This is a genomic window from Pseudomonas sp. ATCC PTA-122608, assembly GCF_001952855.1.
In the GTDB taxonomy this organism is placed as follows: domain Bacteria; phylum Pseudomonadota; class Gammaproteobacteria; order Pseudomonadales; family Pseudomonadaceae; genus Aquipseudomonas.
In genome coordinates this window covers 29591-53908 of sequence record NZ_LPNO01000023.1, presented here as the reverse complement: position 1 = coordinate 53908, position 24318 = coordinate 29591, and the positions used below count along the sequence as shown (strand labels likewise).

Annotated in this window: 27 protein-coding genes; 14 read left to right on the top strand and 13 right to left on the bottom strand. The window is 59.0% G+C overall.

Going from position 1 to position 24318, the window contains the following annotated elements; all coding sequences use genetic code 11:
* Positions 1–51: 51 nt before the first annotated feature.
* Positions 52–216 (bottom strand): hypothetical protein, encoded by a 165-nt coding sequence (locus AU074_RS34200; protein ID WP_167664902.1) that lies wholly within the window; start codon positions 214–216, stop codon positions 52–54.
* Positions 217–227: 11 nt separating this feature from the next.
* On the bottom strand, positions 228–530 hold the full coding sequence (locus AU074_RS20010; RefSeq protein WP_003212586.1) for a DUF1883 domain-containing protein: 303 nt from the start codon (positions 528–530) through the stop codon (positions 228–230).
* A gap of 213 nt (positions 531–743) precedes the next feature.
* Here AU074_RS20010 and AU074_RS20005 point away from each other — a divergent pair, with 213 nt between their 5' ends.
* From AU074_RS20005 to AU074_RS19990, 4 genes are all read left to right on the top strand, one after another.
* Positions 744–1094, top strand: coding sequence for a hypothetical protein (locus tag AU074_RS20005; protein WP_010171399.1), 351 nt, complete (start codon positions 744–746; stop codon positions 1092–1094).
* Between the two features lie 197 nt (positions 1095–1291).
* Positions 1292–1942: a cytochrome c gene (locus tag AU074_RS20000; protein WP_076016190.1), complete on the top strand. Its 651-nt coding sequence runs from the start codon at positions 1292–1294 to the stop codon at positions 1940–1942.
* Positions 1939–2850 (top strand): c-type cytochrome, encoded by a 912-nt coding sequence (locus AU074_RS19995; RefSeq protein ID WP_076016189.1) that lies wholly within the window; start codon positions 1939–1941, stop codon positions 2848–2850. The genes AU074_RS20000 and AU074_RS19995 overlap by 4 nt, the downstream gene beginning before the upstream one ends.
* 63 nt (positions 2851–2913) lie before the next feature.
* On the top strand, positions 2914–3144 hold the full coding sequence (locus tag AU074_RS19990; RefSeq protein ID WP_003212582.1) for a hypothetical protein: 231 nt from the start codon (positions 2914–2916) through the stop codon (positions 3142–3144).
* On the opposite strand, the gene AU074_RS19985 is transcribed toward AU074_RS19990, so the two are convergent.
* Both AU074_RS19985 and AU074_RS19980 read right to left on the bottom strand, forming a co-directional pair.
* Positions 3145–3429: a hypothetical protein gene (locus AU074_RS19985; RefSeq protein WP_003212581.1), complete on the bottom strand. Its 285-nt coding sequence runs from the start codon at positions 3427–3429 to the stop codon at positions 3145–3147.
* A 145-nt stretch (positions 3430–3574) separates the two neighbouring features.
* Complete coding sequence (locus tag AU074_RS19980) at positions 3575–3760, bottom strand: hypothetical protein (RefSeq protein ID WP_003212580.1); 186 nt, start codon at positions 3758–3760, stop codon at positions 3575–3577.
* Between the two features lie 307 nt (positions 3761–4067).
* On the opposite strand from AU074_RS19980, the gene galU reads away from it, so the two are divergent.
* Together galU and gorA are read left to right on the top strand one after the other, a co-directional pair.
* Complete coding sequence (galU, locus tag AU074_RS19975; protein ID WP_003212579.1) at positions 4068–4907, top strand: UTP--glucose-1-phosphate uridylyltransferase GalU; 840 nt, start codon at positions 4068–4070, stop codon at positions 4905–4907.
* Positions 4908–5010: 103 nt separating this feature from the next.
* Positions 5011–6369 carry a glutathione-disulfide reductase gene (gene gorA, locus AU074_RS19970; RefSeq protein ID WP_076016188.1) on the top strand — a complete coding sequence of 453 codons (1359 nt, stop codon included), beginning with the start codon at positions 5011–5013 and terminating at the stop codon, positions 6367–6369.
* Here the strand turns inward: gorA and AU074_RS19965 are convergent, their stop codons facing one another.
* A complete protein-coding gene (locus AU074_RS19965; RefSeq protein WP_076016187.1) occupies positions 6370–7377 on the bottom strand; it encodes a DNA-binding protein in 1008 nt (335 codons plus the stop codon). It abuts the gene before it with no gap.
* 161 nt (positions 7378–7538) lie between these two features.
* Here AU074_RS19965 and AU074_RS19960 point away from each other — a divergent pair, with 161 nt between their 5' ends.
* The 3 genes from AU074_RS19960 to ahpF all read left to right on the top strand — a co-directional run bounded on the left by AU074_RS19960 (position 7539) and on the right by ahpF (position 10859).
* The gene (locus AU074_RS19960) at positions 7539–8465 is read left to right on the top strand and encodes a site-specific integrase (RefSeq protein WP_076016186.1); all 927 of its coding nucleotides are present in this window, start codon (positions 7539–7541) and stop codon (positions 8463–8465) included.
* Between the two features lie 149 nt (positions 8466–8614).
* Positions 8615–9178, top strand: a complete 564-nt coding sequence (ahpC, locus tag AU074_RS19955; protein ID WP_003173835.1) for an alkyl hydroperoxide reductase subunit C — start codon at positions 8615–8617, stop codon at positions 9176–9178.
* 127 nt (positions 9179–9305) lie between these two features.
* Entirely contained in the window at positions 9306–10859 is a 1554-nt protein-coding gene (gene ahpF, locus AU074_RS19950) for an alkyl hydroperoxide reductase subunit F (protein WP_076016185.1), read from the top strand.
* A gap of 51 nt (positions 10860–10910) precedes the next feature.
* Here ahpF and gloA read toward each other — a convergent pair whose 3' ends face one another.
* A complete protein-coding gene (gloA, locus tag AU074_RS19945) occupies positions 10911–11432 on the bottom strand; it encodes a lactoylglutathione lyase (protein ID WP_076016184.1) in 522 nt (173 codons plus the stop codon).
* Between the two features lie 194 nt (positions 11433–11626).
* Between gloA and AU074_RS19940 the strand changes: the two genes are divergently transcribed.
* Positions 11627–12163, top strand: a complete 537-nt coding sequence (locus tag AU074_RS19940; protein WP_076016183.1) for a DUF4946 domain-containing protein — start codon at positions 11627–11629, stop codon at positions 12161–12163.
* Positions 12164–12332: 169 nt separating this feature from the next.
* On the opposite strand, the gene AU074_RS19935 is transcribed toward AU074_RS19940, so the two are convergent.
* From AU074_RS19935 to AU074_RS19925, 3 genes are all read right to left on the bottom strand, one after another.
* Positions 12333–12698, bottom strand: a complete 366-nt coding sequence (locus AU074_RS19935) for a histone-like nucleoid-structuring protein, MvaT/MvaU family (RefSeq protein WP_076016182.1) — start codon at positions 12696–12698, stop codon at positions 12333–12335.
* 196 nt (positions 12699–12894) lie between these two features.
* A complete protein-coding gene (locus tag AU074_RS19930) occupies positions 12895–14439 on the bottom strand; it encodes an EAL domain-containing protein (protein WP_076016181.1) in 1545 nt (514 codons plus the stop codon).
* Between the two features lie 111 nt (positions 14440–14550).
* On the bottom strand, positions 14551–15423 hold the full coding sequence (locus AU074_RS19925; protein ID WP_076016180.1) for a LysR family transcriptional regulator: 873 nt from the start codon (positions 15421–15423) through the stop codon (positions 14551–14553).
* Between the two features lie 77 nt (positions 15424–15500).
* Between AU074_RS19925 and AU074_RS19920 the strand changes: the two genes are divergently transcribed.
* Positions 15501–16424 (top strand): DMT family transporter, encoded by a 924-nt coding sequence (locus AU074_RS19920; protein WP_076016179.1) that lies wholly within the window; start codon positions 15501–15503, stop codon positions 16422–16424.
* 245 nt (positions 16425–16669) lie between these two features.
* Positions 16670–17746 (top strand): 4-hydroxyphenylpyruvate dioxygenase, encoded by a 1077-nt coding sequence (gene hppD / locus AU074_RS19915; protein WP_076016178.1) that lies wholly within the window; start codon positions 16670–16672, stop codon positions 17744–17746.
* A gap of 59 nt (positions 17747–17805) precedes the next feature.
* Here hppD and rarD read toward each other — a convergent pair whose 3' ends face one another.
* The 3 genes from rarD to AU074_RS19900 form a co-directional block, all read right to left on the bottom strand.
* On the bottom strand, positions 17806–18687 hold the full coding sequence (gene rarD / locus AU074_RS19910; RefSeq protein ID WP_076016177.1) for an EamA family transporter RarD: 882 nt from the start codon (positions 18685–18687) through the stop codon (positions 17806–17808).
* Between the two features lie 206 nt (positions 18688–18893).
* Positions 18894–19901 (bottom strand): aldo/keto reductase, encoded by a 1008-nt coding sequence (locus tag AU074_RS19905; RefSeq protein WP_076016176.1) that lies wholly within the window; start codon positions 19899–19901, stop codon positions 18894–18896.
* Positions 19902–19977: 76 nt separating this feature from the next.
* Positions 19978–20880: a LysR family transcriptional regulator gene (locus AU074_RS19900; RefSeq protein WP_076016175.1), complete on the bottom strand. Its 903-nt coding sequence runs from the start codon at positions 20878–20880 to the stop codon at positions 19978–19980.
* Positions 20881–20979: 99 nt separating this feature from the next.
* Here AU074_RS19900 and AU074_RS19895 point away from each other — a divergent pair, with 99 nt between their 5' ends.
* On the top strand, positions 20980–21684 hold the full coding sequence (locus tag AU074_RS19895; RefSeq protein WP_076016174.1) for an SDR family oxidoreductase: 705 nt from the start codon (positions 20980–20982) through the stop codon (positions 21682–21684).
* 50 nt (positions 21685–21734) lie between these two features.
* On the opposite strand, the gene AU074_RS19890 is transcribed toward AU074_RS19895, so the two are convergent.
* Positions 21735–23045, bottom strand: a complete 1311-nt coding sequence (locus AU074_RS19890) for an MFS transporter (RefSeq protein WP_076016173.1) — start codon at positions 23043–23045, stop codon at positions 21735–21737.
* 159 nt (positions 23046–23204) lie between these two features.
* On the opposite strand from AU074_RS19890, the gene AU074_RS19885 reads away from it, so the two are divergent.
* Complete coding sequence (locus tag AU074_RS19885; RefSeq protein ID WP_076016172.1) at positions 23205–24311, top strand: sugar diacid recognition domain-containing protein; 1107 nt, start codon at positions 23205–23207, stop codon at positions 24309–24311.
* Positions 24312–24318: the final 7 nt, after the last annotated feature.

Below are 24318 nucleotides of genomic sequence, written 5' to 3'. Positions count from 1 at the left end.
GCCAGTCTAGGAAGTCGCCAGCGTTACGACACTCCGATGCTTGCGCTCGAATTACAGAGCTTTGCTCACATTGATATCGGTGATTTCGTCGCTGGCATCGTGCATTTTCGCCAGGGCTTCCTTGGCTTCCTCAACGCTGCCTGCTTGCAGTTGGGCGAACTCGAAGCGGCGTTCACCGTTAAGTTTGTACTTGATCACATATTTGGTGGTAGTCACGGGCATTCCTGTCAGCTCAGTTTCGAATTGGTGCGGCGCACGATGCGGATCTTGTGGGACAAGGTCGGCTTCTTGGTCACGCTGATGGCGCGGCGGGTCACCACGTCCAGGGTGATGTTCCAGAACCCGGTGCTCGGCGCGGTGATTTTTGCCGGGAACTTGTCGAATGCGCCGCCGTGGTAAGTGTGGCGGCCACCGTTCTTGAAGCTGCGAAAGTTCGCGTCGCTCATCAGGCGGATGTTGCAGGTTTGCGAGCATTCAATGACGACAATGTCTCCTTCATTAAGGTGTTCGCGTTGGTGGATGAATTTCATGAGGTGTCTCCAGAAGGGCTTTTTCTGAAAAATCAGAACGATACGTAGGATAAGATGGAGTTTATCAGCCCCAGCACGTTTATTATCGGACCGTCGTCGACGACTTCGACAATTTAAAACAGTTATTTACCGAGTTATCAGGGATAAATCCTACGTGGGCGGGAGAAAAATACCTTCTTCGCTGTCGTAGGGTCTTTATCGGAGGTTTTTAGTATGAAGTGGAGTGTGTTGGTTCTGGCCTTGGCGTTGGGTGGATGTGCTTCGGTGGCGGATATCAAGCAGACCCCACCGACGTTGGCAGTGATCTCCGGGAAAAAACCTCAGGAATACGCGGCGTGTGTGGTCCAGAAACTGTCTAAAACCCGCAGGCCGTCGCAGATTGAGCCTCACAAGGAGGGTGTTCAAGTTATCGTACCGCAGAAGTTTTCTGCCGATCCGTCGGCTATCTTCGAGATTGAAGAACGTTCCAGCGGTAGCAGTATCAAGCTCTACGAGAGCATGTCCAATGTGCCTATTCGTCCGGGTGACGTGAAGGCTGCCGGGGAAGCTTGCATTTCCGGCTGAGTCTGTAGGCCCGCCACTTTCGAATCCGATCAAAAAACCCGACCTGCCGTTGCAGTGTCGGGTTTTTTTGTGTGGGATTTTCGGTTTGTAGTCCTTTTCCTTCGGCTAAGGGTGTTGTAGCTGTCGGACCATTACCCTACCATTTGTAGGCTTATGCCTAATTCGCCTAAGCATATAACTATAAAAATGGAGTCGTGATGATGTCTCTGGAACGAGTACTGATGGGTAGCGCGCTGCTGCTGATACTGGGCAATGCTCATGCGCTGGAGGGAAAAAACGTATTTACACAGGGTGGCTCGCAGCCCGGGGCCGCGCCGTGTGTGGCTTGCCATGGGGCGGATGGCCTCGGGCTGGCAGCGGCGGGCTTTCCGCGCTTGGCCGGGTTGCCAGCAGGCTATTTGCGCAAGCAACTGCAGGATTTTAAAAGCGGCGCCCGTAACAGCCCGGTGATGCAACCGCTGGCAAACGCCCTGACGGAAGAGGAAATCAGCGCTGTGACCCAGCAGCTGGCGGCGATGCCTGCGCCTGCGCCTGTCCTGATCCACCGCAGCGAGATGCCAACCGAGGCTGCACAAAAGATCGCCCTGCAAGGCGCGTTGGAGCGCCAGATTCCGGCCTGCGTCAGTTGTCATGGACCGGCCGGTGTGGGTGTCGGCGACGCATTTCCGCCCTTGGACGGGCAATCCGCCACCTATCTGGCGGCGCAACTGAACGCCTGGCGCAGTGGTACGCGCCGTAACGATCCGAATGACTTGATGGGCCATATCGCCAAATCCCTCAGCGCTGAAGAAGTGCAGGCCGTGGCCACTTATTTTGCGTCGTTGAGCGGCCAGGAGGCCAAGCCATGAAGCTTTTCTTATTGGCAGCCCTCGCCAGTGTGCCTGTCCATGCTGCCACCATCGCCATGGAAGATCAGTCACAGTTGCAGCCAACCGCCAGTCCGACGGCTGCCGCGCAGTTCCAGCCGCCGCAAGAGAGCGAGCTGCCGGACAACGCCTACGGCAAGCTGGTGAAGCAGGGCTACGCACTGTTTGTCGACACCAGGCGCCTGGCGCCGCAATTTGTCGGCAATGGCCTCAATTGCAGCAATTGCCACCTCGACCAGGGCCGCCTGGCCAATTCCGCGCCGCTGTGGGGCGCCTACCCGATGTACCCGGCGTATCGAAAAAAGAACGACAAGGTCAACACCTTCGCCGAGCGCTTGCAGGGCTGTTTCCAGTTCAGCATGAATGGCGGCACGCCACCGACCGCAGACAGCCCGGAGATCACCGCGCTGTCGGTGTATGCCTACTGGCTGGCGAGCAAGGCCCCGTTGGGCGTCGAGCTGCCAGGGCGGGGTTATCCGGAGGTGCCGGCACCCGCCAAGGGTTACGACCTGACCCAGGGCGCAGAGGTCTATAAAGGCCAATGCGCGGTGTGCCATGGCGCCGAAGGCCAGGGCCAGAAAGTCGGTGACAGTTACGTGATGCCGCCGCTGTGGGGTAAAGACTCCTACAACTGGGGCGCTGGGATGCACCGTATCAATACGGCAGCGTCCTTCATCAAGCACAACATGCCCCTGGGCAAGGGCGGCAGCCTGAGCGACCAGCAAGCCTGGGACGTGGCGGCCTACGTCAACCGCCACGAGCGACCTCAGGACCCGCGCCTGGTGGAAGGCTCCGTGGAGAAAACCCGGGTGAAGTTCCACGCCAATGACGGCGTCAATCTTTACGGGCAAACGGTGGATGGCGTGCTGATTGGCCAAGGCATCCGTTAAACTGTCGGTAACCCACAAAAAATGCCGCTGAATCAGCGGCATTGTCTTTTCGGAAACTTATTCATGAAGCGTGAGCAAGTCAGAGAACAACATGCAGGGGGGCATATTTCTGCGACCCATGTGATTCAAAATCCCGCGGATACCGGCGAGTGGATCGTGTTCTTCAAAAAGAGCGGCGGTCGCAGCTATTTYCTGGTGGATGACCAGGATGAAGTCGAATCCTTTTCTCGCCTGGATGACTTGATCGAGACCATTCGCGGCCTGGGCATCAAGTTCGCCGAAATTCACATGTAATTACTTGCAAACTACCGTCACGCTGCGGGTCTTGTAGTTGCCGACATCCTTGCCCAGGGTCTTGTCGCTTTCTTTCAGGGCCGGTGTGCCTTCGGTGCCGACAATCCGGTAGCCGGTGCCCGCGCAGGACGCATCAGCCTTTTCATAGCAACTGGCCCAGGAGTTGGCTTCGCCGGAGCAATCGATCGCCAGGCCTTGTTCGCCATTTTTCAGCACGGTGTCGGAAGTGGTGGTGCAGCCACCGGTAAGCGCCAGTACCGCAATCAGTGCCAGGATCTTGTTCATGTAGGAGTCGTCATTAGGGTGTTGGAGGGAAGCGCTGACACTGTCGTGGGGCGTTTCAGGCGAGATTATAGCGAACCGCCATCAAGGTACAGACAAACACAAAAAAGCCCCGTTAAACGAGGCTTGATTGGCACTACTGCGGGTATTACTTGGTCTTGGGACGTTTGCTCGACGCGTGGCCGGCTTCATCTACGAACACTTCGGCCACGGCGCAGGCTTGAGCTTCGGTCGCGAATGCCCCGGCAACGCTGTCGCCGTGGAAGTTGATCAGGTGCCAGCCATCCGCTCGCTTGGTGATCAGGTAGCCGTTCACGCCTTTTGGTTCTGACATCTATCAATCTCGTTGTCTGGTTCAAGGCGGTAATGATAGCGCCAAACGGCCTGGGGCGGCGCAAGTTGTTGCAGTTCAGTGCCGATCGGCATAAAGCGTGCTAAAAAGGTTTAAGCCCTTTGAATGACGGGCGCAAGCCGACGATTTCTAACAGCGGCGAAGGCACTGGATTGAATGCTGGCGGAACTTACGCCGACTTTTTTTCTCTATGTTGACATCGCGGCGCCTGCAGGACCCATTGTAAGGTGACTGCGGCCTGATTAGACTGCGCCGAATTTCGTACGCACAGCCCTTTGTAAGGACTCATATGATCAAGAAATGCTTGTTCCCAGCAGCCGGTTACGGCACTCGCTTCCTGCCAGCGACCAAGGCCATGCCCAAAGAAATGCTGCCGGTGGTGAACAAGCCACTGATCCAGTACGGCGTGGAAGAAGCACTGGATGCCGGCCTGAACGAAATCTCGATCGTGACCGGCCGTGGCAAACGCGCCCTGGAAGACCACTTCGACATCAGCTACGAGCTGGAAAACCAGATCAAGGGCACCGACAAGGAAAAATACCTGGTCGGCATCCGTAAACTGCTCGACGAGTGCTCGTTCTCCTACACCCGTCAGACCCAAATGAAAGGCCTGGGCCACGCGATCCTGACCGGTCGCCCGCTGATCGGTGACGAACCCTTCGCCGTGGTACTGGCGGATGACCTGTGTGTAAACCTGGAAGGCGACGGCGTCCTGACCCAGATGGTCAAGCTGTACCAGAAGTACCGTTGCACCATCGTCGCGGTTCAAGAGGTTGATCCTCAGGAAACTAACAAGTACGGCGTGATTGCCGGCGACGATATCGGTGATGGCCTGATCCGCGTACGTGACATGGTTGAAAAACCGGCGCCGGAAGATGCTCCGTCGAACCTGGCGATCATCGGTCGCTACATCCTGACTCCGGACATCTTTAAGCTGATCGAAGAAACCGAGCCGGGCAAGGGTGGCGAGATCCAGATCACCGACGCCCTGCTGAAACAGGCAAAAGACGGTTGCGTGATTGCCTACAAGTTCAAAGGTCGTCGTTTTGACTGCGGTGGCGCTGAAGGCTACATCGAAGCAACCAACTTCTGCTACGAGCACTTCTACAAGACTGGCAAGGCTTACTGATTCACGGTTGCCTGCTTGATCTGGGAAAGCCACCTTCGGGTGGCTTTTTCGTTTTTCGGCCCCATGTAAGCAGGTATGCTGTTGTCCTGCCGAGGAGAGTGAAATGGCCTACGATTTTGACCTTTATGTAATTGGCGCCGGTTCCGGCGGTGTGCGCGCTGCACGATTCGCCGCAGGTTTTGGCGCCAAGGTGGCAGTGGCTGAAAGCCGCTACCTGGGTGGTACCTGCGTGAACGTAGGCTGTGTGCCGAAGAAGCTGCTGGTGTACGGCGCGCATTTCGCCGAAGACTTCGAGCAGGCCAGCGGGTTTGGCTGGTCCCTGGGTGAAGCAAACTTCGATTGGGCGACCCTGATCGCCAACAAGGACCGCGAGATCAACCGCCTCAATGGCATCTACCGCAATCTGCTGGTCAACAGCGGCGTGACCCTGCACGAAGGGCATGCGCGGTTGGTGGATCCGCATCAGGTGGAAATCAACGGCGAGCGCTTCACCGCCAAACATATCCTGGTCGCTACTGGTGGCTGGCCGCAGATCCCGGAAATCCCGGGGCGCGAGCACGCCATTGGCTCCAATGAGGCGTTCTTCCTCAAAGAGTTGCCCAAGCGTGTGCTGGTGGTCGGCGGTGGTTACATCGCTGTCGAGTTTGCCGGGATTTTCCATGGTCTGGGCGCAAAGACCTCTCTGCTGTATCGCGGCGACCTGTTCCTGCGCGGTTTTGACGGTTCGGTGCGCACGCACTTGAAGGAAGAGCTGACCAAGCGTGGCCTGGATCTGCAATTCAATGCCGACATCGAGCGCATCGACAAGCAGGCCGACGGTAGCCTGAAAGCCACCTTGAAAGACGGCCGCGTGCTGGAAACCGATTGCGTGTTCTACGCCACCGGCCGGCGCCCGATGCTCGATAACCTGGGGCTGGAAAACACCGGCGTCAAGTTGGACAAGCGCGGCTTTGTCGAAGTGGATGATCTGTACCAGACTGCCGAACCGTCGATCCTGGCGATTGGCGATGTGATCGGTCGTGTGCAACTGACGCCGGTAGCGTTGGCTGAAGGCATGGCCGTGGCGCGCCGCCTGTTCAAGCCTGAGCAATATCGCCCGGTGGATTACGCGATGATCCCGACAGCGGTGTTCAGCCTGCCAAACATCGGCACCGTGGGCCTGAGCGAAGAGCAAGCCCGTGCAGACGGTCACAAGGTGCAGGTTTTTGAAAGCCGCTTCCGGCCTATGAAGCTGACCCTGACCGAGTGCCAGGAAAAGACCCTGATGAAGCTGGTGGTCGACGCCGAGACCGACAAGGTCCTGGGTTGTCACATGGTCGGCCCCGACGCCGGGGAGATCGTGCAGGGCCTGGCGATCGCGCTCAAGGCGGGCGCGACCAAGCAGCATTTCGACGAAACCATCGGCGTGCACCCTACGGCGGCGGAAGAATTCGTCACCATGCGCACGCCGGTGGCGCAGTAATCAACCGTCGGTAGTTGCCTCTGGCGCCGTCGCAACGACGGACGCCAGGCGCAGCGCCTCGATACTTGCCTGGGCTTTGACCAGGTCCAGCTCCAGGGTTTTGTGGGTCTGCTGATGTTCGGCCAGCGCTTCCTGGCGCGTCTGACTCTCCAGCAGTGCAACCCGCAAGCGTTCCTGCAACAGGGTGCGCTCGCTGTCGATCACGTTCACCTGTTCGCTTAGCTGGCGCTGCTGATCGCGGTCCTGGCGGGCCTGTTCCTGCAGTGCGCTCAATTCCTTTACGGTCACTCGATGTTCAATCAGCAGGCGCTCGTTATCGCGATGCAGCTGGGTGATCTCGTCCTGGCGCACCATCGCGCTCTGCTGAGCCTGACGCAGCTCGGCCTGTACCTGCTGCAGTTGGCCTTCGTGGCGACGCTGTTCCTGCTCGCGCTGATCCTTGATTGCGTTGCGGTAATGCTCCAGGGCATCCCGGGCGTGCAAGTGCTTCTCTTCCAGTGAGCGTATCTGCTCGTCCTTGTCGTTGATCCGCAGTTCGTAATCGCTGCAGGCCTGGCTCAGCCCTGCGTTGCGGGTTTGCTCGGTTTGCAGGCTGGAGCGTGTGCTTTGCAGGGAGGCACTTTCTTCGGCCAAAGCGGCTGCCTGGATATCGAACTGCTGCTTGAGCTGACTGTGGGTGGCTTCCAGTTCCTCGACCTGGGCGAGCAGGGCGGCTTTCTGCTGCTGGAACTGCGCCAGGGCCAGGTCGATAGGCTCCTGGGCCTTCTCCTTCAGGCGCTGGGCCAGCCGCGCTACCAGTTCGCCGAGCTCGTCGTCGATGGGGGCTTCGGTGATGGTCTGGCGGGTTTCGCTTTCGTCCAGCTCCTTCAAATAGCGGTGAATCGTGGTTTTCGAGCCGGTATTGCCCATCTCGATGCGTACTGCATCGATGCTCGGGTTTTCGCCGCGGGCGAGGATCGCCAAGCGTGCCGTTTGAACTACTGCTTTATTGATGCCGCCGCGAGCCATGGAGTCTCCGTCGATTTAGTACTGTGGTACGTAGTATGTATATACGTACTATATCATGATTATATTTAGCCTGAAATTGATGATTTAACAGATGGGATATTGGCGTATTATCCCGTGTGATCAAGGTTTTGAAGTGGACAACGCCCCATGGCAGTACAGATATGAGTGAACTGGACCGTTATCTGAATGCGGCCACCCGCGATAACACCCGCCGCAGTTATCGCGCGGCGATCGAGCATTTCGAGGTGAGTTGGGGTGGTTTCCTGCCGGCGACCAGCGACAGCGTGGCGCGCTACCTGGTGGCCCATGCGGGCGTGTTGTCGGTCAATACGTTGAAGCTGCGCTTGTCGGCATTGGCCCAGTGGCATACCAGTCAGGGTTTTCCCGACCCAACCAAGGCGCCGGTGGTGCGCAAAGTGCTGAAAGGGATTCGCGCCGTGCACCCGGCTCAGGAAAAGCAGGCCGAGCCATTGCAGCTCCAGCATCTTGAGCAGGTGATTCAGTTTCTCGAACAGGAAGGCCGCGACGCCCGAAGCGCAGAAGATCATCCCCGCTGGCTGCGTGCCAAACGTGACGCGGCATTGATCCTGCTGGGTTTCTGGCGCGGGTTTCGTAGCGATGAGCTGTGTCGGTTGAACATCGAGGACGTGCAAGCAGTGCCCGGCTCGGGCATTACCCTGTATTTGCCGCGCAGTAAAAGCGATCGGGAAAACCTTGGCCGCACTTACCAGACGCCGGCGTTATTGCGCCTGTGCCCGGTGCAGGCCTACAGCGAGTGGCTCAGTGCTTCGGCGCTGGTGCGCGGCCCGGTATTTCGCGGCATAGACCGCTGGGGCAACCTGGGCGAGGAGGGCTTGCACCCCAACAGCGTGATCCCGCTATTGCGCCAGGCCCTGGAGCGCGCCGGCATTGCAGCGGATCAATACACCAGCCACTCACTGCGCCGGGGCTTTGCCACCTGGGCCCATCGCAGTGGCTGGGACTTGAAGTCGTTGATGACTTACGTCGGCTGGAAAGACATGAAATCTGCCATGCGCTATGTTGAAGCGACGCCCTTTCTAGGCATGACCCGCGCATCCCTCGAGTGATTGAAGGTTTCTTCTATTAATACAGTCCCTTGATAGTGAAAACCAATCGTCAGCATCAGGTTTGCCAATGAGCCATCGGCCGGGAGAGTGGGTAGGATTCACCCCATCAACTTACTAAGCCCTTCTACAAACCTGACGGAGAGTCAACGATGCCTATCATCAACAGCCAAGTAAAACCGTTCAAAGCTACCGCCTACAAAAACGGCAACTTCGTAGACGTGACTGATGCTGACCTGAAAGGCAAATGGTCTGTCGTCTTCTTCTACCCAGCCGACTTCACCTTCGTCTGCCCAACCGAACTGGAAGACCTGGCTGACAACTACGCCGAATTCCAGAAACTGGGCGTCGAAATCTACAGCGTTTCTACCGACACCCACTTTGCCCACGCTGCCTGGCACAACACTTCGCCAGCCATCGGCAAAATCCAGTACACCATGATCGGCGACCCGACCCTGACCATCTCCCGCAACTTCGACGTACTGATCGAAGAAGCTGGCCTGGCAGACCGTGGCACCTTCGTGATCAACCCGGAAGGCCAGATCAAAATCGTTGAACTGAACGATGGCGGCGTTGGCCGTGACGCTTCCGAGCTGCTGCGCAAAATCAAGGCTGCTCAGTACGTTGCTGCTCACCCAGGTGAAGTGTGCCCAGCCAAGTGGAAAGAAGGCGAGGCCACCCTGGCTCCGTCCCTGGACCTGGTCGGCAAGATCTAAGCCTGTGAAGTACCAAGGGCGGGTTACCGCACTTAAGTAAGCTGCATCCGCCCTCAAAACGCCCGGGCGAGATTCGCTCGGGCGTTTTTTTGTCTGCAATAAACCGAATTAATAGGAAATCGCCCGTATGTTGGACGCCAATCTTAAAGCTCAGTTGAAGTCATACCTGGAACGGGTCACCCAGCCGATCGAGATCGTCGCCTCCCTCGACGACGGTGCGAAATCCCAGGAAATGCTCGCCTTGTTGCAGGACGTAGCCAGCCTCTCAGCGCTGATTACCCTGCAAAGCGATGGCAACGATGCGCGCAAGCCTTCGTTCTCCATCAACCGCCCGGGTGCCGATATCAGCCTGCGTTTCGCCGGCATCCCAATGGGCCATGAATTCACTTCGCTGGTGCTGGCGCTGCTGCAAGTCGGCGGCCACCCATCGAAGGCCAGTGTCGAAGTGATTGAACAGATTCGGGCCCTTAAAGGCGAGTTCAGCTTCGAGACTTACTTCTCGCTGTCGTGCCAGAACTGCCCGGACGTGGTCCAGGCGCTGAACCTGATGGCGGTACTGAACCCGAGCATCCGCCACGTCGCAATCGACGGTGCGTTGTTCCAGGCCGAAGTCGATGATCGTCAGATCATGGCCGTGCCTAGCGTTTACCTGAACGGTGTGAACTTCGGCCAGGGCCGCATGGGCCTGGAAGAGATCCTCGCCAAGCTCGACACCAGCGGCATCGAGAAACAAGCCGAGAAAATCAGCGCCAAAGGAGCCTTTGATGTGCTGGTCGTCGGCGGTGGCCCAGCCGGCGCAGCTGCAGCGATCTACGCTGCCCGTAAGGGCATTCGTACCGGCGTGGCTGCTGAGCGTTTTGGTGGCCAGGTACTGGACACCATGGCGATCGAGAACTTTATCTCGGTGCAGGAAACCGAAGGGCCGAAACTGGCCAGTGCCCTGGAAGAACACGTCAAGCAATACGACGTGGACATCATGAACCTGCAGCGTGCCAGCGCGCTGATCCCGGCGAAGAACGCGGGTGAGCTGCACGAAATCCGTTTCGAAAGCGGTGCGACCCTCAAGTCCAAGACGGTGATCCTTGCGACTGGCGCCCGCTGGCGTGAAATGGGTGTGCCGGGTGAACAGGAATACAAGGCCAAAGGCGTGTGCTTCTGCCCGCACTGCGACGGTCCGTTGTTCAAGGGCAAGCGCGTGGCGGTGATCGGCGGCGGTAACTCCGGCGTTGAAGCGGCCATCGACCTGGCTGGTATTGTCAGCCACGTGACCTTGCTGGAATTCGACAGCAAACTGCGCGCCGATGCGGTATTGCAGCGCAAGCTGTACAGCCTGCCCAACGTTGACGTGATCACCAGTGCGCTCACCAGCGAAGTCAAAGGTGACGGTCAGAAGGTTACCGGCCTGGCTTACAAGGACCGTGACAGTGGCGAGTTCAAGACCGTTGACCTGGAAGGTATCTTTGTCCAGATCGGCTTGCTGCCTAACACCGACTGGCTCAAAGGCACCGTCGAGTTGTCGCCCCGTGGCGAGATCATTGTCGATGCCCGTGGCGAGACTTCACTGCCAGGTATCTTCGCAGCTGGCGACGTCACCACCGTGCCATACAAGCAGATCGTGATCGCCGTGGGCGAGGGCGCCAAGGCTTCCCTGAGTGCTTTCGATCACCTGATCCGCAGCTAAGCTGCCGGCTCTGAAACGAAAAACCCCATGAGTGATCATGGGGTTTTTTTATTACAGCGGCGTTGGCTGAATGATTTCAACCCAGTACGCATCCGGGTCTTTCACAAAGGCCAGGCTTTTCATGCGGCCATCACTCAAACGCTTCTGGAAGTCGCAGCCCAGCTCTTCAAAGCGCGCGCAGGCAGCCACAATATCCGGTACCGAGATGCAGATATGGCCAAAGCCACGCGGGTCGGTGTTGCCATTGTGGTAGGCAAAGTCCGGGTCGTTTTCGGTGCCGTGGTTGTGGGTCAGTTCGAGGATGCCCGGAATCGACTTCATCCACTGGGTGCGTGCGGCAGCGTCGGCCGGGATCTGGGCCTTGTCCACCAGGGCCAGGAAGTACAGGCTGAATTCGGCTTCCGGGAAGTCACGTTTTTCAACCAGGGAAAAACCCAGTACGCGGGTGTAGAAATCCAGCGACTTGGTGATGTCCTTGACCCGCAACATGGTGTGGTTGAACACGAAGTTCGTGGTGGCGGTGTCAGGTTGGGCGGTTACGCCCGGAAATGTGTTCAGTTCGTGCAGGCTCATGGGCCCTCCAGAGAAGAATGGGGCAAACGTAGCTCTAGTTCGAGCGATCCCTTGGCTTGCGGCTGGCATCCGTGCAGCCGGCCCATGATACGCAGCCCTGCCGGTTGCGCCAAATGAAAAAGGTCACGCAGCCCTTGCGAGCAGCGGGTGCAGAGGCCCAAACTTTGTCGCTTGAACCTTGAGTGTTTTTTGCAATGATCGGATTACGCGCACCGCTGTTAATGACCCTGGGCCTAGTGTTGGGCAGCAACGCCGTATGGGCGGCTGACCCGGAAATTCATTGGCCCAGCGGCTGGCAAGTGGAGGAGGTAGTGCCCGACGATCAGGCGGCGGCGCAGCCGTCGGCAGTGTCCCGCCAGCGTGCAATCAAGAATGATGAAAATGGCGCGACCTTGATGGTCATGGAGTTGACGGGTACTCCGATTGAAGCGGGGCATACGGTCAATTTGCAAGGTGTGTTGCTGGAAATGCGTAAATCCATCCAGAAAGACTTTGCTCAAGGCGGTTATCAAAGTGTGTGCACCAAGATGCACCCCACAACATTGAGTCGGCTTGAGGCTTTGGAAACTACCTGTGTAATCACCGAGAACGGTCGGCATGTGCTGTCGCAAACGTTGGTGGGGGCGGTCGATACCGATAAGGCCTATGTTTTTTCATTCGCAGGCCAGGCCGCAGCTTACGAGTCAAGCAAGGATGAAGTCAGTTCGGTGCGCGACAGCCTTAAACTTTGATTGCTCTAGGCCAGGTCGGGATTATTCGAATTGAACAAAGTGAAATGTTTTTTAAAGTTCGTTTTTGAAAGTGCCAGCGTCTGATTTTGTTTCAATATCGATGGTTGTAAACGAAGAAGCCCTGCATGTGCAGGGCTTGTCTTAGTGCGTTTGTACTAGCTGCAAAGCATTAGCCACGAAGCCAGGAATCTACAGTGGCCGCGCCGTATTGTTCTTTCCATGCCTTCAGGCCGCGGTGGTTCCCGCCCTTGGTTTCGATCAGTTCGCCAGTGTGCGGGTTGTGGTAAACCTTGACCACACGTGCACGGCGCTGTTTTGGTGCGGTGGCGACGGAAGCGCCGGACTTGCCCGCGTTAGGATCCAGGATGGAGATGATGTCGCGCAGGCTTTTGCCGTAGGTTTTCATCAGCCCTTGCAGCTTTTCTTCGAATTCGATTTCTTTCTTCAAGCCAGCGTCGTTCTTCAGGGATTCCAGCTGGGCAAGCTGTTCTTGAAGGGCTTTTTCTGCTGCGCGAAATTCGGCGAGTCTGGACAAAATCTATACTCCAATAGTGTATTTGGCTGATATCTACTGCAAACAAAGCGATAAGCCAAGAGCCTTAAGGCAACTCAACGAAAGTGGCCTTCCTGCCAATTCTGCACAGGCAGGAAAAATTGTAGTAGTTAATCAGCCTTGAGTAAATCATGTCTTTTGTATAAATAACAATATTTCCGTTGAACTGGATGGCTATTCAATGGCTGTTCAGGAATCTAATGAATTCAGCACAAGGTACAGGCTTGCCAAAGAGGTAGCCCTGCAAGAAATCAACACCTTGGGCGGCAAGATATTCACATTGTTCTGGTGTTTCGACGCCTTCGGCAACCATGCCCAGGTCGAGCTTGGCGGACAATTCAATGATGCTGTCGAGTATATGCCGCGAGAGTGCATCAACACCGATCATCGCGACGAAGCTCTGATCTATTTTCAAGTAATCGACATTGAAGTTGCGCAAATAACCCAGGCTCGAGTGGCCGGTGCCGAAGTCGTCGATCGCAATCATTACCCCCATTTCGTGCAGCGCCTGGAACAGCTGGTGGGTGATATCCGTGGGTTCGATCAACTCGCGCTCGGTCAATTCCAGTACCAGAATCACCTTGCCTGGCGGGAAGGCGCCGAGGAATTCCCGGCAGTCCTCCACCAGTTTCAGGTCGTGACAATGGCGGGCAGTGATGTTGATCCCGACGTGAAACCCCTCAGCGAGTTGCTCTGCGTGGGGCGCCAGCTGCGCAGCCGTCTGACGCATCAAGGCGCGAGTCATTGGCACGATCAGGCCCGAATGCTCGGCCAGGGGAATAAACAGGTCCGGGCGCACCAGGCCTTCCTTGGGGTGATTCCAGCGCATCAGCACTTCACAGCCGGCCCACTGGCGAATGTCGCCGCCGCGCACCACCGGCTGGTAATAGGGCACGAATTCATTAGCACCCAGGGCACGTTGCAGCTCAAGGGTCGGTGCCGATGAGCGCTTTTGCAGCCAGTGGGCGAGGATGCCTGCCAATACGCCGAAAAACACGACAAGAACGAACAGTGCAGGATACCGCGCCTGCATGTAGCGCCAGGTTTCGCCCTCCGGCATCCCGGCTTCCACGCTGTAGGTATAGCGCTTGGAGTCGAGATGATGGTGCGCGAGGGCAAATGTCGGCAATGCTGTGCTGTGGACCTTGCCATCCGACGCCAGCCAGTTGGGCCCCACCTGCAACACCAGGTCGGTATATCGGCTGATCAGGCGCAAGGCGTTGGTCAAGTGATAGCCATCAACGGAGGCGAAGGCACCCCGGTCGCCCTCGGTGAGGCGATACACCAGCAAGGCCGTGTCGGGTGTGACCGGATTGCCTTTCATCAGCCAGAGGCGGCCGTCGACGTAGTCCTCCGGGTTGACCGGCGACAGATAATTGCCGCCGAACAACGAGCTGCAATAGATGTTTCTCTGCCAGGACAAGGTCGTGGCGCGCACAAAAGGCCGGCGGGTGACTTGTTCCCGTAGCGCCAATTGTGTCGGGTTATCACATTCATGCCCGGCCAGGGGCAGCAGGGCCTGGGCGGCGAGGGCGGTGTTGTCGAGCATCAGGTCAAACTGGCGCACGGCTTCCTGAGCGGTTTGCGCGGTGCTGTGCTCCAGCGTGCGCCCGGCTTGCCAGTACAGGATCAGCACACCCAGCAGAATCGGCAGCGCGCCACTCAACAGGGTGATCAGGTGGCGAGTAGTGGCTTTTCTTGGGCCTTTGACGGTCAGTGGCATTTGCGCGGCCTGTAGCGGGAAGGGGCAATAAGACGCTCAAATGCGGTCGGGACGTCCAACAAAGCGTTTTGGTATTGGCCATGATAGATGGCGGCACGCGACCCTGCATGCTCAATCAAGCTGCAAGCGTGTGGCCAGTTCAATAAACGCCAGGGTCGCCGGCGAGGATTGCCGTCGATCCAGAACCGCCAGCCCCACCTGGCGCTTCACGGCTGGTTTGAGCGGTTTGATCAGGTAGTCCGGCTCGGTGGATTCAGGCAGTGACGACTCGGCGACAACGGTCACGCCGTCACCCCGGCGCACGGTGTCCAGGGTACTGAGCAGTTGTGAGCAGCGGTAACGCACATCCGGCTGCAGCCCGGCGCCGACGAACAGCCTTGAGACCAGTTCGGACGAACCCGCCTGGGTCAGGATAAAGGGCTCGCCGCACAGCGCCTTGAGGCTAACGCTCGACTGCGCGCCCAGGTGATGTCCCGCTGGCAACAGCGCGACCAACTGATCCTCGATCAACGGGAACGTATCGAAGCGCTCTTCAGGCAGCACCACAAACCCCACGTCGACGCGCCGTTCTTCCAGCCACTGCATCACCTGCCGATCCGGGCCTTCGTCGACGTGCACCTCAATGCCCGGATGCAACTCGCGAAAGCGTTGCAAAATCTTCGGCAACAGACGAATCGATGAAGTCGGCCCAAACGAACCAATGCGCAGCGTGCCGCGTTTCATCCCGCGGGCATCGGCGGCTTCCTGTTGCAGGGTGTTGGCCAGGCCGAGCATGGCCCGGGCGCGCAGCAACAACTGTTGACCGATATCACTGAGTTCCACCTGGGACTGATGGCGGCGGATCAACTCCACCCCCAATTCCTGCTCCAGGGATTTGATCGCATGGGACACCGCCGACTGGCTGATGCCCAGGCGATTGGCGGCAGTGGTGAAACCTTGCAACTCGGCCACCAGGGAGAAGATTTCCAGTTGGGTAAGGGTCATGAGCATTTACTCATTTTACGATGACAAGGGATTAGCCAAACAATAAGCCAATCCTGTGTTTTTTGAGTAGAAATCTGATGACGCCAACCTCTGACCGTCTCACGTATTTGAAATTGGCGGCCGTGACCATGATTTGGGGCGGCACCTTTGTGGCCGGCCGCTATCTGGCTGCAGGCCTGGACCCGTTGTTGGCGGCGACTCTGCGCTTTGTGCTGGCAAGCCTGGCGCTGCTGGTGTTCATGGCTGTGGCGCGCCTTCGCCTGGTGCGCCCGACCTCCGCGCAACTGGGGCAATTGACCGTGCTCGGGTTCTTCGGGATTTTTTTCTACAATCTGTGCTTTTTCTACGGCCTGCATTACATCAATGCGTCCCGGGCGTCGTTGATCGTCGCACTGAATCCGGCAGTGATTGGCCTGGCATCGTGGCTGCTGTTCAAGGAGCGGCTGGGGTCGCTGAAGCTGCTGGGAATCGCCTTGTGCCTGAGCGGTGCCGGGCTGGTGATCGTCAGTCGCAACCCGCAGTTGCTACAGGGCACGGCAGATGCGTGGGTCGGTGACCTGCTGATCTTTGGCTGTGTGGTGGGGTGGGGCGTGTACTCGTTGTTTTCCCGCGGCCTCAACCAAAGCCTTGGGCCTTTGCAAACCGTGACCTGGTCGATCCTGTTGGGCACGCTGATGCTGACGATCACCACGCTGTTAGCCGGACAATTGACGGTCGCCGCAGTGAGCAGCATTGATCTGCCGCAACTGCTGAGCTTGTTGTACCTCGGCGTGCTGGGTTCGGCACTGGCCTACATCGGCTACTACGATGGCCTGCGCCGCATCGGCGCCACCCGCGCGGGCGTGTTCATCGCGCTCAATCCGCTGACCGCGGTGATTTGCGGTGCAATGCTGCTCGGCGAGCAACTGACCGTGCCGATGCTGCTGGGCGGGGCAGTGATCCTGCTGGGCATCTACCTGTGCAACAAACCCCTTGCGCGGGCCAGGGCAATGGGGATTTGATAAGAGTACGGACAAACGCGGTTACGCTGTGTAGAATCGATTTACGCATACAAGAATAAGGACTTGCGCTAACGCAAGCCTCGCCCGTAAGAGACTGATGCAACCATGAAGCTACTCGGGTCCCCCCTCATCTTTGGTGACTTCCTCGCCCGCAGCGTGCGGGGTATCTCCTGTGCGCCACCCGCTGACCTCATCCTTGCTCGCAAATAAACATTTGTAATTACAAGAATGATGAGGCACCGAAAATGGCAGACCTATACGAAAACCCAATGGGCCTGATGGGCTTTGAATTCATCGAATTCGCATCGCCAACCCCGGGCACCCTGGAGCCGATCTTCGAGATCATGGGCTTCACCAAAGTCGCGACCCACCGTTCCAAGAACGTGGACCTGTTCCGTCAGGGCGAGATCAACCTGATCCTTAACAACGAACCCAACAGCATCGCCTCCTACTTTGCGGCCGAACACGGCCCGTCGGTGTGCGGCATGGCGTTTCGCGTGAAAGACTCGCAACAGGCCTACAACCGGGCACTGGAACTGGGCGCCCAGCCGATCCATATCGAAACCGGCCCGATGGAGCTGAACCTGCCGGCGATCAAGGGCATTGGCGGCGCGCCGCTGTACCTGATCGACCGCTTCGGCGAAGGCAGTTCGATCTATGACATCGACTTTGTGTACCTCGAAGGCGTTGAGCGCAACCCGGTGGGCGCCGGCCTCAAAGTCATCGACCACCTGACCCACAACGTGTATCGCGGTCGCATGGCCTACTGGGCGAATTTCTACGAGAAGCTGTTCAACTTCCGTGAAGCGCGCTACTTCGACATCAAGGGCGAGTACACCGGCCTGACCTCCAAGGCCATGAGCGCCCCGGACGGCATGATCCGCATCCCGCTGAACGAAGAGTCGTCCAAGGGCGCCGGGCAGATCGAAGAGTTCCTGATGCAGTTCAACGGCGAGGGCATCCAGCACGTAGCCTTCCTCACCGATGACCTGGTCAAGACCTGGGACGCGTTGAAGAAGATCGGTATGCGCTTCATGACCGCGCCGCCAGACACCTACTACGAAATGCTCGAAGGCCGCCTGCCAAACCACGGCGAGCCTGTGGACCAGTTGCAAGCACGGGGCATCCTGCTGGACGGTTCGTCGGTGGCGGGGGACAAGCGCCTGCTGCTGCAGATCTTCTCGGAAACCCTGATGGGCCCGGTGTTCTTCGAATTCATCCAGCGCAAGGGTGATGACGGTTTCGGCGAAGGTAACTTCAAGGCCCTGTTCGAATCTATCGAGCGCGACCAGGTGCGTCGTGGTGTGCTCACCACTGACTGATCGTTGATGTAAAAAAGCCCGGTCGTGGGTATCCGCGACCGGGTTTTTTTTGCCTGGAATCAGGCCCTGCGCTGGCGAACCAGGTGCTTGAAACTTTCGTATACCAGCACCATCACCGCCAGCCAGATCGGCAGATAGGTCAGCCATTCCCCCGCCTTGATGCTTTCTCCCAGCAACAAGGCGACCCCGAGCAACAGCACCGGCTCCACATAGCTGAGCAGCCCGAACAGGCTGAACGCCAACAAGCGGCTGGCAATGATGTAGCACACCAGCGCCGAGGCACTGATCACGCCCAGCATCGGGATCAAGGCATACAAGCCCTTGTGCGCATCGAGCACGGCAAACCCCTGTTCGCCGCTTTGCACGAACCACAACGCCACCGGCAACATCAGCGCCATGTCGAGCCACAGCCCGCCCAGGTGGTCGGTCTTCAGGCGTTTGCGCACGATGAAGTAGATCGGGTAACCGATGATCACCACTAACGTGGCCCAAGAGAAACCACCTACCTGATACAACTCATTCAGCACGCCGAGGCCGGCAAAAAACACTGCGATCTTTTGCAGGCGTGACAATTGATCGCCGTACACCAGGCGCCCGGTCAGCACCATCGTCAATGGCAGCAGGAAATACCCCAGCGAAACATCCAGGCTGCGCCCATTGAGCGGTGCCCACATGAACAGCCACAACTGCACCCCGAGTAAGGCTGAAGACACCAGCAGCCCGAAGATCAACCCAGGTTTGGCCGCCACCCGCCGAACCAGTTCCCACACCCGCCGCCACTCGCCGCTGACGATCATGAACACGGTCATGCAAGGCGCTGTCAGCAACATCCGCCAGCCGAAAATCTCCAGGCCGCTCAAGGGCGTCAGCAGCGACGTGAAGTAATACATCACGGCAAACAACACCGAGGCCAAGACCGATAACACAACACCTTTAGACACGCTGTCCTCGCGAAAACCGATTCATACAAAAGAAGGGAGATTTCAGGGAGGGAATATAGTGCTTTTAGGGTGAGATGTTTGCTCTGTTTCGTGGCGAGGGGGCTTGTCCCCCGTTGGGCTGCGAAGCTGCCCCAGAAAAGCGGGAGCGCTGCGCACTCCAACGGGGGGCAAGCCCCCTCACCACAAGTCAGGTGTATGCCGCTCGGCTATCGGGCAATGCGTCCCGAGACAAAGTGGCTTACGTCATTAAACCCTGGCGTCGAGGCATGGCCCGGGGTAACCAGCGAATCAATGAATGCCTCATCTTCTGCCGTGATCTTCACCTCCAGCGCGCCGGTGTAGGCATCCCACTGCGCCTCGGTGCGCGGCCCGACAATCGCCGAGCTGACCGCCGAGTTGTTCAGCACCCAGGCAATCGCAAACTCGACAATCCCCACGCCACGGCCCTGGGTGTATTGCTGGATCTGCTGGGCGATGCGCAGGGATTCAACGCGCCATTCGGTTTCCAGGATGCGCTTGTCCTGGCGCCCGGCGCGGCTGCAGGCTTCAGGCGTAACGTCCGGCGCATATTTGCCACTGAGCACGCCACGGGCCAGCGGGCTGTAAGGCACCACGCCCAAGCCATAGGCGGCGGCCGCGGTGATCTGCTCCGCCTCGGCCTGGCGGTTGACGATGTTGTACAGCGGTTGGCTGATGATCGGCTTGTCCACACCCAGGCGCTCGGCCACGCGGATCACTTCAGCGATACGCCAGCCGCGGTAGTTGGACAGGCCCCAATGGCGGATCTTGCCCTCGCGGATCAAATCGCCAATCGCCGAAATCGTGACTTCCAGCGGCGTGTCGTGGTCTTCACGATGCAGGTAATAGATGTCCAGGTAATCGGTGTCGAGGCGCGTCAGGCTGGCTTCCAGTGCATTGAAAAGCCGCTTGCGGCTCAGCCCGCTGCGGTTCGGCAGGCCATCCACCGGGCCGATGCCGACCTTCGAGGCCAACACCCAATCCTGACGTTGGCGGGCGATGGCTTCACCGACGATTTCTTCGGAGCGCCCGCCGGTGTAGACGTCGGCGGTGTCGATAAAGTTGATGCCTTGATCCCAGGCCTTGTCGATGATGCGCAGCGAGTCCTCGGTGTTGGTCTGCTCGCCAAACATCATGCTGCCCAGGGTCAGTGCGCTGACCTTCAACCCGGACTGGCCCAGTGTGCGGTAAATCATCGTGAACACCTCATAAGGGGGAGACAGTCCCTATCCAATACCAGACAGCAAGGCTCTGGAACAAGCCCTGGGACGGTTATTGCGGTAATAGTTCGGCGCAACGCAGTTGCAGGAAGCGGTGCAGTACCTTGACCCGTTCCGACACTTGCAGCCGATGCGGACACATCAGGTTAAACGGCGTCGGCTCGCCTTGCCAATCGGTGAGCAACGGCACCAGGCGCCCGGCCTTGATGTCGCGGGCCACATCCAGCCGCGCTTTATAGGCGATGCCATGGCCGGCCAACGCCCAGCGCCGGACAATCTCGCCGTCATCGCTCAGGTAGTCGCCGCTGACCTCGACTTCCTGCAGCAACTCGCCTTGGCGAAAGTACCAGGTGTTGTTCGCTCGACCCTGGCGCATGTAGCGCAGCGTGCTGTGTTGCGCCAGATCCTGGGGAATGCGTGGGGTACCGTAGCGCGCGAGGTAGTCGGGGCTGGCGCAGGCCACGCGCTGGTGATCGGGCACCACCGGCAGCGCCACCAGACTGGAGTCCCGTGGTACGCCGAAGCGCAGGGCGATGTCGACGGTTTCGCGGAACAGGTCGGCATTACTGTCGTTGAGCAGCAATTGGAGGCGAACGTTGGGGTGTTCGAGCTTGAACTCATCCAGCCAGCCCAGCAGCACATTGCGCCCGAAGTCCGAGGGCGCGGCCAATTGCAGCAAACCGCTGAGGCTCTGGCCTTGCTGCTTGATCGCTTGTTCGCCTTCGGACAACGCCTCCAGGGCCACGCGCACGCTGTCGAGGTAGCGCCGGCCTTCCTCGGTCAGACGCATGCTGCGAGTGGAGCGCGCCAGCAGCCGAATGCCCAGGCGGGTTTCCAGGCGCTTGAGGGCAATACTGGCTGCAGCTGGGGTCAGGCTCAAGCTGCGGGCGGCCGCCGACAAGCTGCCGGTGTCGGCGGTGCGCACAAACACTTCAAGGTCGAGGATTGAGCTCATCTGTAAAAATCCTTTAAAGATCTTGTCGTTTTACCGGGATTTTTCAGCGATTGCCAAGCTGGGAAGATGAAACCTCATTTATCAGCCAGGTAGTTCTTCATGACTTCTCCCCTCAGCGGCAAAACCATCATCGTCATCGGCGGTAGCAGCGGCATTGGTGCGGCCGTGGCCAAGCAGGCTGTGGCACGCGGAGCCCACGTGGTGCTGGCGGGGCGGCGCTTGTCTTCAACCGTGGAGAACGGTGTGCGCAGCGAGCAGGTAGACGTGACCGACGCGGTCTCGTTGCAGCGGTTGTTCGAAACAGTGGGGCCGTTTGATCATCTGGTCTACACCGCAGGCCCTGCGGTACAGGCCAAGACCTTGATCGAGACGGACCTGAACCTGGCGCAAGACAACTTCAACGTGAAGCTCTGGGGTTCGCTGCGGGCGATCCAGTCGGCTCTGCCTTTTCTCGACGAGCGCGGCAGCATCACGCTGACCTCGGGTCAACTGGGGCGCAAAACCGTGGCAGGGCAATTCATCAAGACCGGGATCAACGCGGCCACTGAAGCGCTGGGCAAACAGTTGGCCAAGGAGCTGGCGCCACGTCGGGTGAATGTGGTCAGTCCAGGCGTGATCGACACCGAGGCGTATGCCGGGTTGTCCGAGGAGCAGCGGCTGGCGATGTTTGCCAAGGCGGGCGGGGCGTTGCCGGTGGGGCGAGTGGGGCAGGCTGAAGAAGTGGCGGCCGGGTATGTGCTGGCGATGGAGAACGGGTTTGTCACGGGAAGCGTGATTGACGTCGACGGCGGTGGTTTGTTGTAAACAGACATCAGACTGTGGGAGCGAGCCAGCTCGCCCCCACACTGACGGTGTTACACCTTCAAGGTGCGCGTCATCCGCAACGCCAGCACGCTGCCCGCGACGATCACCGCCGCCAGCAAGTACAGCGCCAGGTCCGTAGACCCGGTGGCATCCTTCACAAACCCGACGATGTACGGGCTGAGGAAACCCGCCATTTGGCCCATGGAGTTGATCAACGCCAGGCCACCCGCCGCAGCACCTGCGCTGAGCATGGCGGTGGGCACCGGCCAGAACATCGGCAGGCCGGTGAGGGCGCCCATGGTGGCGATGGTCAGGCCGAGTATCGCAATCGCCGGCGTGGTCGCAAAGTTCACCGCAATCACCAGCCCGATCGCGCCCATCAGCATCGGCACCACCAGGTGCCAGCGCCGCTCTTTGCGCAAGTCCGCAGAGCGGCCCACCAGCAACATGAACACCGCTGCCAGCAGGTATGGAATCGCACTGAGCCAGCCAATCACCAGGTTATCGCTGAAGCCCATGTTCTTGATGATCGACGGCAGCCAGAAGTTGATGGCGTACACACCGCTCTGGATGCAGAAGTAGATCAGGCCGAATGCCCAGATGGCCGGGTTCTTGAATACTTCCAGCAGCGAGTCGCTGGTGGTTTTCGGCTTGTTGGCCAGGTCGGTCGCCTGGTCGGCTTCCAGCACGGCACGCTCATGGGGCGTGAGCCACTTGGCGTTGGCGAAGCTGTCGCTGAGCAGGAAGTAGGCGAGGGCGCCGAGGATCACCGTCGGTACGCCTTGCAGCAGGAACATCCACTGCCATCCCGCAAGCCCGCCTTGGCCGGCGGCAAAGTGGTTGAGGATCCAGCCGGAGAACGGGCTGCCCAGCAGGCCGGACACCGGAATCGCCGACATGAACAGCGCCATGATCCGCCCACGGCGGAAGGTCGGGAACCACTGCGAGAGGTACAGCACCACGCCCGGGAAGAACCCGGCTTCAGCGGCGCCGGTCAGCAGGCGCAAGCCGTAGAAATGGGTCGGTGTGGTGACGAACAGCAGGCAGGTGGACAATGTGCCCCAGACGATCATCATCAGCGCAATCCAGCGCCGTGGACCGAATTTGGTCAACGCCAGGTTGCTTGGCACGCCGCACAGCACGTAGCCGATAAAGAATATCCCGGCACCAAGGCCGTACACGGTCTCGCTGAACTTCAAGGCGTCGAGCATTTGCAACTTGGCAAAGCCGACGTTGACGCGGTCGAGGTAGTTGAACAGGTAGCAGATGAAAATGAAGGGGATCAGGCGCAGGGTAATGCGCTTGTATACGGCGTTTTTATCGTCATCGGTGGCCTGGGTAACAGCGGCGCTCTGTGACATGGCAGTCTCTCTTTATTATGATTTTTCGCGATGCGAGGGTAACGTTGATCGCCCAATGAGTCTCGGCCACCTCAAGGGTTGATGTCTTTGTGCTCGCGCACAGTCAGGCACCATTTGCGCTGTGCCTATGAACAACCCACTTTCCAGGAATTTAGCCCCATGTTCGAGCTGGATCATGACTTGGCGCAGGATATCGTCAATCGCACCATGGCGATCCTGCCCTATAACGTCAATGTCATGGACAGCCAGGGCCTGATCCTGGGCAGCGGCGAACCCGAGCGCATCAACACTCGCCATGAAGGCGCACAGCTGGTGCTGGCGAATGTACGCGTGGTGGAGATCGACAGCCAGACCGCCAAGCACCTCAAGGGCGTGCAGCCCGGGATCAACCTGCCGCTGTTGCACGATCAGCGCCTGATCGGCGTGCTGGGCATTACCGGCGAGCCGGAGCTGCTGCGTACCTATGCACAACTGGTGCGCATGACCGCCGAAATGCTGGTCAGCCAGCGTCACCAGCAAGCCGAGCAGCAATGGCGCCGGCAGCGTTGCGATGACTTGCTGGCGCTGCTGCTGGCCGAGACCGGCGACTCGCCACGGCTGGTGGATGAAGCGCAGCAGCTGGGCCTCAAACCGCAGATGGCACGTACGCCGTACCTGTTTGAACTGGGCAGCGGCCAGTCGGCGGAAGCCTTGAGCGCCTGGCTGACCTCGCGCTACCCGGACAGTTGGTGCGTCAGCTCCGCACAGTTTTCCCTGCTGTGGTGCCGACCGGCGTCGGTGCAAGTCGACAACCCGCGCCTGCTGGAAAAACTCGACGGCCTGGGCTGGAACATCCTGCGGGTTGCCGTCGGCGGGCAAGCAGACGGCCTGCCCGGGCTGCGCCGTTGCTACCGGCGAGTCGGTGATCTGCTTGCCTATGGCCGCGATGTGCTGCCCGAATCGCGGCTGCTGACCCTCAATCGCTACCGCCTGCCGGTGATGCTCTGGCGCCACCGCAACGACGACGCCCTCGACGAACTGCTCAACCCGTTGCGCAAGGTGCTGGCCAAGGACAGTAACGGCCAGTTGCAGGCAACCCTGCGCAGTTGGTGCGATCACGACGGCCAAAGCCAGGCCTGCGCCGACGCCCTGGGCATCCACCGCAACAGCCTGCGCTATCGCATGGAGCGCATCGCCGAGCTGAGCGGCGTCGACCCGTTGACCCTTGACGGCATGCTCGCGTTGTACCTGGGCGTGCAGCTACTGCCGCAGGCTTTGTCCAAATGAACAACAA

Coding starts and splice junctions, on each gene's coding strand:
- AU074_RS20010 (WP_003212586.1), bottom strand. CDS start 530: ATGAAATTCATCCACCAACGCGAACACCTTAATGAAGGAGACATTGTC.
- AU074_RS20005 (WP_010171399.1), top strand. CDS start 744: ATGAAGTGGAGTGTGTTGGTTCTGGCCTTGGCGTTGGGTGGATGTGCT.
- AU074_RS20000 (WP_076016190.1), top strand. CDS start 1,292: ATGATGTCTCTGGAACGAGTACTGATGGGTAGCGCGCTGCTGCTGATA.
- AU074_RS19995 (WP_076016189.1), top strand. CDS start 1,939: ATGAAGCTTTTCTTATTGGCAGCCCTCGCCAGTGTGCCTGTCCATGCT.
- AU074_RS19985 (WP_003212581.1), bottom strand. CDS start 3,429: ATGAACAAGATCCTGGCACTGATTGCGGTACTGGCGCTTACCGGTGGC.
- AU074_RS19980 (WP_003212580.1), bottom strand. CDS start 3,760: ATGTCAGAACCAAAAGGCGTGAACGGCTACCTGATCACCAAGCGAGCG.
- galU (WP_003212579.1), top strand. CDS start 4,068: ATGATCAAGAAATGCTTGTTCCCAGCAGCCGGTTACGGCACTCGCTTC.
- gorA (WP_076016188.1), top strand. CDS start 5,011: ATGGCCTACGATTTTGACCTTTATGTAATTGGCGCCGGTTCCGGCGGT.
- AU074_RS19965 (WP_076016187.1), bottom strand. CDS start 7,377: ATGGCTCGCGGCGGCATCAATAAAGCAGTAGTTCAAACGGCACGCTTG.
- AU074_RS19960 (WP_076016186.1), top strand. CDS start 7,539: ATGAGTGAACTGGACCGTTATCTGAATGCGGCCACCCGCGATAACACC.
- ahpC (WP_003173835.1), top strand. CDS start 8,615: ATGCCTATCATCAACAGCCAAGTAAAACCGTTCAAAGCTACCGCCTAC.
- ahpF (WP_076016185.1), top strand. CDS start 9,306: ATGTTGGACGCCAATCTTAAAGCTCAGTTGAAGTCATACCTGGAACGG.
- gloA (WP_076016184.1), bottom strand. CDS start 11,432: ATGAGCCTGCACGAACTGAACACATTTCCGGGCGTAACCGCCCAACCT.
- AU074_RS19940 (WP_076016183.1), top strand. CDS start 11,627: ATGATCGGATTACGCGCACCGCTGTTAATGACCCTGGGCCTAGTGTTG.
- AU074_RS19930 (WP_076016181.1), bottom strand. CDS start 14,439: ATGCCACTGACCGTCAAAGGCCCAAGAAAAGCCACTACTCGCCACCTG.
- AU074_RS19925 (WP_076016180.1), bottom strand. CDS start 15,423: ATGACCCTTACCCAACTGGAAATCTTCTCCCTGGTGGCCGAGTTGCAA.
- AU074_RS19920 (WP_076016179.1), top strand. CDS start 15,501: ATGACGCCAACCTCTGACCGTCTCACGTATTTGAAATTGGCGGCCGTG.
- hppD (WP_076016178.1), top strand. CDS start 16,670: ATGGCAGACCTATACGAAAACCCAATGGGCCTGATGGGCTTTGAATTC.
- AU074_RS19905 (WP_076016176.1), bottom strand. CDS start 19,901: ATGATTTACCGCACACTGGGCCAGTCCGGGTTGAAGGTCAGCGCACTG.
- AU074_RS19900 (WP_076016175.1), bottom strand. CDS start 20,880: ATGAGCTCAATCCTCGACCTTGAAGTGTTTGTGCGCACCGCCGACACC.
- AU074_RS19895 (WP_076016174.1), top strand. CDS start 20,980: ATGACTTCTCCCCTCAGCGGCAAAACCATCATCGTCATCGGCGGTAGC.
- AU074_RS19890 (WP_076016173.1), bottom strand. CDS start 23,045: ATGTCACAGAGCGCCGCTGTTACCCAGGCCACCGATGACGATAAAAAC.
- AU074_RS19885 (WP_076016172.1), top strand. CDS start 23,205: ATGTTCGAGCTGGATCATGACTTGGCGCAGGATATCGTCAATCGCACC.